Consider the following 6000-nt stretch of genomic DNA (forward strand, 5'->3'; position numbering starts at 1 on the left):
TCACCTGCCGCGGTCGCGTGGCCCACGCCATCTCGAAAACGGATTGCCACGGCGTGCGCAGGGACGTTGGATATACCGGTGCCCCTGAACCGCCCGGCCCCGACGGCCGCCTCCGCCCCCGCGTCCCGCCCTCCCGGCGTGATGCGCTCCATCCTGCGCCAGCACCGGCGCGAGCTCCCCTGGATCCTGATCCTCTCCTTCCTGGTCGAGGCCTCGGAGATGCTGGTGCCCGTCATCATCGGCTTCGTGATCGACGCCGGCATCGCCGGCGGCGATCTGCGGCTGACCCTGCTGGGCGCGGCCGGGATCGTCGTCATGCGCATCCTGGGCACCTGGGCGTGGATCGTCATGTTCCGGGCCTCGCAGAAGGCGCGCATGGTCGAGCGCCACCGGCTGCGCGTCGCGGTGACCGGCGCCGTCCTCGACCCGCGCTCGAAGCCGGTCGAGCGTCCCGCCGGGGAGGTCCTCTCGATCGCGACCTCCGACGCGGACAAGGCATCCGACGTGATGGACATGCTCCCCTGGGCCTTCCCGGCCTCGGCGGTCGTGCTCGCCGCCGGCGTCTGGCTGGCCGTCCTCGATGCCTGGCTGGGCCTGGCGACACTCATCGGGATCATCGTGATGGTCGTCGTGATCCGCGTGATCAGCCCCGTGCTGTCCGCGCGCTACGACAACCAGCAGTCCAAGGCGGCCGATGCCGCCGCGACCGCGACGGACCTGGTCCACGGCCTGCGCGTGCTGCAGGGCCTCGGCGTGCAGGCCCGTGCCCGCGCCCAGTACCGTCACCGCTCGCGGGTCGCCCTCGACGCGGCGCTCGTCAACGCCCGCTTCTCCGGCGTCTCGAGCGGTCTGACGACCCTCGTGACCGCGGCGATGATGGCGGCCGTCGTGATCATCGCGGCGCAGCGCACCCTCGCCGGCGCGCTGACCATCGGCACCCTCATCGCGGTGGTCGGCGTCGCCCGCAACAACATGGGCATGCTGCAGGGGCTGTCGGGCCTGCCGGTCTGGTGGGCGTCGATGTCGACCTCGGCCCGACGCGTGCGCGACCTGCTGGCCGACTTCGGGCGCACCATCGACGATCCGGAGCTGTCGCTGGGCCATCTGCGCACCGCCCGCGACGAGCGGGGCGAGACCCGTCCGGGCGAGCGTCGCCCCGGCACCGGGGGCCTGCACCTGCGCGGCGTCCGCGCCGGAAGCCTCGAGGACGTCGACCTGGCCGTCCCCGACGGGAAGGTCGTCGCGGTCGCCTGCGCCGATGCGCGCGATGCCGACGCCATGATCAGCGCGGTCTCGGGACGGGCGGAGGCGGGCGAGGTCGCGCTCGGCTCCACGCCGATCCGCGGCGCCGACCGCTTCTCGACCCGCGCGGACCTGCTCATCGAGCCGCATGTCGTGGACCTGTTCGACGGCACGCTGCGCGAGCAGCTCGCCACCCGGGCGCCCGCCTCCGCGGCGACCGACGGCTCCGACGACACCTGGGCCTCCGAGGCCCTCCGGGCGGCCGGCGCCGACGACCTGCTGCGGATCCTGCCGGAGGGCTACGACACCCGCATCCTGGACCGCGGGGCGAACCTGTCCGGCGGACAGCGCCAGCGGATCGCTCTGGCCCGCGCCGTCGCCTCCGATGCGCCCGTGCTCGTGCTGCACGACCCGACCACCGCGGTCGACGCCGTCACCGAGCAGCACATCGCGGAGGCGCTCGTGGCGGACCGCCGCCGCGAGGACCGCGCGACCCTCATGGTCACGCGGGCCCCTGCCCTTCTGCGGGAGGCCGACGAGGTCCACCTCGTGCGTGCCGGCCGCATCACCGCCCACGGCTCCCATGCGGAGCTGATGGAGCTCGAGGAGTACCGGGAGATGGTGCAGCGATGACCACCCGCACCGCAGATCAGCCCCTGATCGACTGGGACGCCGAGCCCGAGGAGCTGCTCGGCGCCGACGCGACCGCGCGCCGGCAGCTCGACGAGCACGCCCAGATCCTGCCGATCGCGACGGTCGGCGCGGCCTTCGCCCACCTGGGACGGCGCCTGCGCGTCTTCTGGGCCTCGACCGCCCTGACCCTGCTCGTCGTCATCGGCGGGGCCGCCGCGGCCGCCTGGATGCCGCGGCTGATCGGCCAGAGCGTCGACCTCGTCCAGAACGGGGCGAGCGCCGGCGACCTGTGGCGCCAGGGCGGCCTGATCCTGCTCTCCGGCGCGCTGCAGGCCGTGCTGTCCGCGCTCGGCTGGGCGCTCGTGTCGAGCCTGGGCCAGCGGGTCCTGGCCGGCATGCGCGAGGACGTGATCGACCGCGCCCTGGACCTCCCCGCCCAGACGATGGAGGTCACCGGCATCGGCGATGCGCTCTCGCGCGTCGCCGACGACGTCGACGTGACCGCCCGCGCCGTCAACAACGTGGTCCCGAACCTCATCCAGGTCGGCTTCTACGTCGTGGTCACGATGATCTCCATGGTCCTGCTGTCCCCGTGGCTGCTGATCCTCGTCGTGGTCATCATGCCGATGTACGTGATCGCCGCGATCTGGTACCTGCGCCGCACGGCGCCGATCTACCGTCGCGAGCGAGTCGCGATGGGCGCCCGCGCCCAGGGCCTGCTCTCCGCGATCCACGGCATCCCCACCGTCCACGCCTACGGGATCGAGCGCCGCGAGACCCGGCACGTGGCGGTGCTGTCGGAGACCGCGGCCGTGCTCGGGATGCGCGTGATGACGCTCGTGACCCGGCTGGTGGCCTACATCATGTGGCCCGAGTCCCTCGCGATCGCGCTCGTGCTCGTGCTGGGCTACGCGATGGTGCACGTGGGCGGCGCGCCGATCGGCCTCGTCACCGCGGCGGGCCTGTACGTCGTGAGCCTGCTGTGGCCGATGACGAACCTGATCTTCAGCCTCGACGACGTGCAGTCCGCGGCCGCGAGCCTGACCCGCATGGTCGGCGTCATCGAGTCCTTCGACCCGGCGGCCTCCCCCGGCCCGCAGCGTCCCGCGGACGCCTCGATCCGGCTCGAGGGGGTCTCCCACGCCTACGGATCCGGCGCCGACGGCGAGGAGCGCATCGTGCTGCACCCCCTCGACCTCGAGATCGCCCCCGGGGAGCGGGTCGCCCTCGTAGGCGCCTCCGGTGCGGGGAAGTCGACGCTCGCGGCGATCCTCGCCGGAACGCTGGCCCCGCGCCACGGCCGGGTCCTGCACGGCGGGGCGGACCTCGAGGACGCCGACCTCGAGGCGATCCGGAGGCACGCGAACATCGTCAGCCAGGACGTGCACGTCTTCCGCGGCACCGTCGCTGAGGATCTGCGGCTGGCGAAGGAGGACGCGACCGTCCCCGAGCTGCGCGAGGCCCTCGAGCAGGTCGAGGCGTGGTCCTGGGTGCAGGCGCTGCCGCGGGGCCTGGACACCGAGGTGGGCGAGAAGGGCGAGCGCCTCACGGCGGAGCAGTCCCAGCAGCTGGCCCTCGCCCGGATCGTGCTGCGCGACCCCGCCGTGCTCGTGCTGGACGAGGCCACGGCCGACGAGGGCTCCTCCGGAGCTCGCGTCCTGGAGCGGGCCGCGCTGCGGGTCGCCGAGGGGCGCACCACGGTGATCGTCGCCCACCGGCTCTCGCAGGCCCAGGACGCGGACCGGATCCTCGTCATGGCCGACGGCCGTCCCGTCGAGCAGGGCACGCACGCGGAGCTCGTGGCCGCCGGCGGCGCCTACGCCCGGCTGTGGGAGGCCTGGATCAGCTGACGCCCTCAGCGGCGGCGCAGGACCGCGAGACCGATCAGGACGAGACCGGTCAGCCCGGCGAGCGCCGCCGCCCCGCCGAGCCCGAGGCGCGTCCACGGCAGGGCGCGCAGGCTCTCTCCGATGCCGCGCCCCTCCGGGGAGGAGACGGGCTCCCCCTCCACCTCGAGGGTGAGCACCACCTCGATGTCCCCGGTCGGCGCGATCGGGGAGCCGTCGTCCTCGTGCTCGGGGTACGTCTGCTGCGTGAGGGCGAGGACCTGCCGTCCGGGCATCCACACGCCTGCGACCGCCGGATCCTCGCTCTCCCGGTTGCGCAGGCTGATCGGCGCGGCGTAGCCCGCGCCGAGGACCGTCCGGGCCGTGGCGGAGACCGACTCCTCGGAGTCCTCGGCGAGCGGCACCCGCATCCTCGCCGGGTTGCTCGGGGAGATCACGAGCTGTCGCGAGGAGTCGTCGTGCCCGATGCTGACGATCTCGGCGCGCCAGCGCAGCCGCTGGCCCTCGGCCGCGTCGATCGCGATGTAGCGGGTGTCGTCCGGTGCCAGGACCAGCCGGTAGCTGCCCGGCGCGAGCGGCGCGGCATCGGCGTAGGAGGCCCCGCCCGCGGTGACCACGTCCTGCGCGGGAGCGCTGCCCTCGGGACCCGCGTCGGAGACGGCGTGCGCGCGCGGGGCGGGACTCGCGTCCCCGTCCCCGGCGGGCTCGATCACGGTCCGCAGCTCGAGGGGGATCTCCTCGTCCCCGTGCAGCGCGCCCTCGCGCGTGACGACGAGGAACAGCGCGCCGCCCGCACAGGTGTCCTCCTGCCCGAGGACGCCGGTGGAGGCCCAGGCCCGCAGGGTGCCGCGGCCCGTGGTCGCATCGCCGACGTCGTCCTCGACATCGGCCTCGCAGGACGTCCCCGCGGAGTCCACGATGCGGGTCGAGAGATCCAGCCGCGGGTAGTCCTCGCTCGCGGCGACCGCGCCGAGGGGCACCGCGAGCGCCGTCGCGTGCAGCCGCGCGCCATCCGGCACCTCGATGCGGTAGATCCGACGGGCCCCGTCCTCCCCCGGGGGCGGCAGGGAGTCCTGGACCAGCCCGGGCTCGATGGCCGGGGCCTCCGCGATCGTGGCCGCCCCGGCGACGGGCGCCCCGGAGACCTCGTAGCCCTCCGCGATCGCCGGCGGAGCCGCGGCCGCTGCGAGGGCGATCGCGAGCAGCGCGGCGGTGCGCGGGGCGGCTGCTCTCATCGTGTCCTCTGCCATCATGTCCCTCATGGGTGACGTCATCGCGGGCCGCTACGAGCTCCTGGACCCGATCGCGAGCGGGGCCGCGGGCTCCGTGTGGCGCGCCGTGGATCATCGTAGCGGGGTGGTGTGCGCAGCCAAGGTGATGCGGCAGCGGGACTCCTCGGACATGCTCCGCTTCGTGCGGGAGAAGTCGATCCGCGTCGAGCATCGGCATCTGCTGACCCCGCACGGCTTCGGGGCGGAGGACGACCATGTCGTGATCGGCATGCCGCTCGCCAGCGGCGGCACCCTCCAGGACCTGCTGCAGTCCCGCGGTCCGCTCTCGGACCCGCTCGCGGCCCTCGTCCTCTCCCAGCTCCTGGCGGGTCTCGCGCGGCTGCACGAGGAGGGCTGGATCCATCGGGACGTGAAGCCGGGGAACATGCTGTTCGAGCCGGTGGGCCGCGGGGAGCCGATCATGCGCCTGGCGGACTTCGGGATCGCCGTCCACGAGAGGGACGTGCGGCTGACGGCGACCGGCTTCGTGAACGGCACCCCCGGGTACGTCGCCCCCGAGATCATGTCCACGGGGAAGGTCTCCCCCGCCCAGGACCGGTGGGCGGCCGGCGTGGTCGGCCTCGTCATGCTGTCCCCCCGCACCGCCGTCGACCGCGCGGGATCATCCTCCCCCGCGGTGCGGGCCGTGCTGGCCGGCAGCGCCGCCCCGCTGGCACGGGTGATCGCCTCCCTGCTCGAGGTCGACCCGGAGCGGCGCTGCCCGGATCTGTCCGCCGCGTCCGCGGAGCTCGCCCGCTTCGCGGCCGCCTCCCCCGGGCCCTGGACGGACCGGGGAGGAGTCCCGCTCGAGTTCCCGGACCGTCTTCCGCCGCTGCCGGCATCCTCGCCCTTCGCGCGCACGGAGGTGCTGCGCGCGGACACCGACCGCACGGCGCTGCGCGCGACGGGGCTTCTCCCTCGCCCGGGCACGCCTCGGACCGGCGCGGACGCGGCCTCCCCGGACCCGGCCCCGACACGCCCACGGCCGGTGGCCCCGCGCCGGCGCG

4 protein-coding genes are annotated in these 6000 nt (G+C 74.5%); 3 read left to right on the forward strand and 1 reads right to left on the reverse strand.

What is annotated here, in order from left to right:
• Window positions 1-78: 78 nt before the first annotated feature.
• Window positions 79-1875 (forward strand): ABC transporter ATP-binding protein, encoded by a 1797-nt coding sequence (locus tag ACFFF6_RS09500; RefSeq protein ID WP_376980124.1) that lies wholly within the window; start codon window positions 79-81, stop codon window positions 1873-1875.
• The gene (locus ACFFF6_RS09505; protein ID WP_376980125.1) at window positions 1872-3725 is read left to right on the forward strand and encodes an ABC transporter ATP-binding protein; all 1854 of its coding nucleotides are present in this window, start codon (window positions 1872-1874) and stop codon (window positions 3723-3725) included. Before ACFFF6_RS09500 ends, ACFFF6_RS09505 begins: the two co-directional genes overlap by 4 nt.
• Window positions 3726-3730: 5 nt before the next feature.
• Here ACFFF6_RS09505 and ACFFF6_RS09510 read toward each other — a convergent pair whose 3' ends face one another.
• Window positions 3731-4957, reverse strand: a complete 1227-nt coding sequence (locus ACFFF6_RS09510) for a hypothetical protein (protein ID WP_376980126.1) — start codon at window positions 4955-4957, stop codon at window positions 3731-3733.
• A gap of 25 nt (window positions 4958-4982) precedes the next feature.
• On the opposite strand from ACFFF6_RS09510, the gene ACFFF6_RS09515 reads away from it, so the two are divergent.
• On the forward strand, window positions 4983-6000 hold a 1018-nt coding region (locus tag ACFFF6_RS09515; protein WP_376980127.1), incomplete at its 3' end, for a serine/threonine-protein kinase.

The organism is Brachybacterium hainanense (assembly GCF_042434575.1).
GTDB lineage: Bacteria > Actinomycetota > Actinomycetes > Actinomycetales > Dermabacteraceae > Brachybacterium > Brachybacterium hainanense.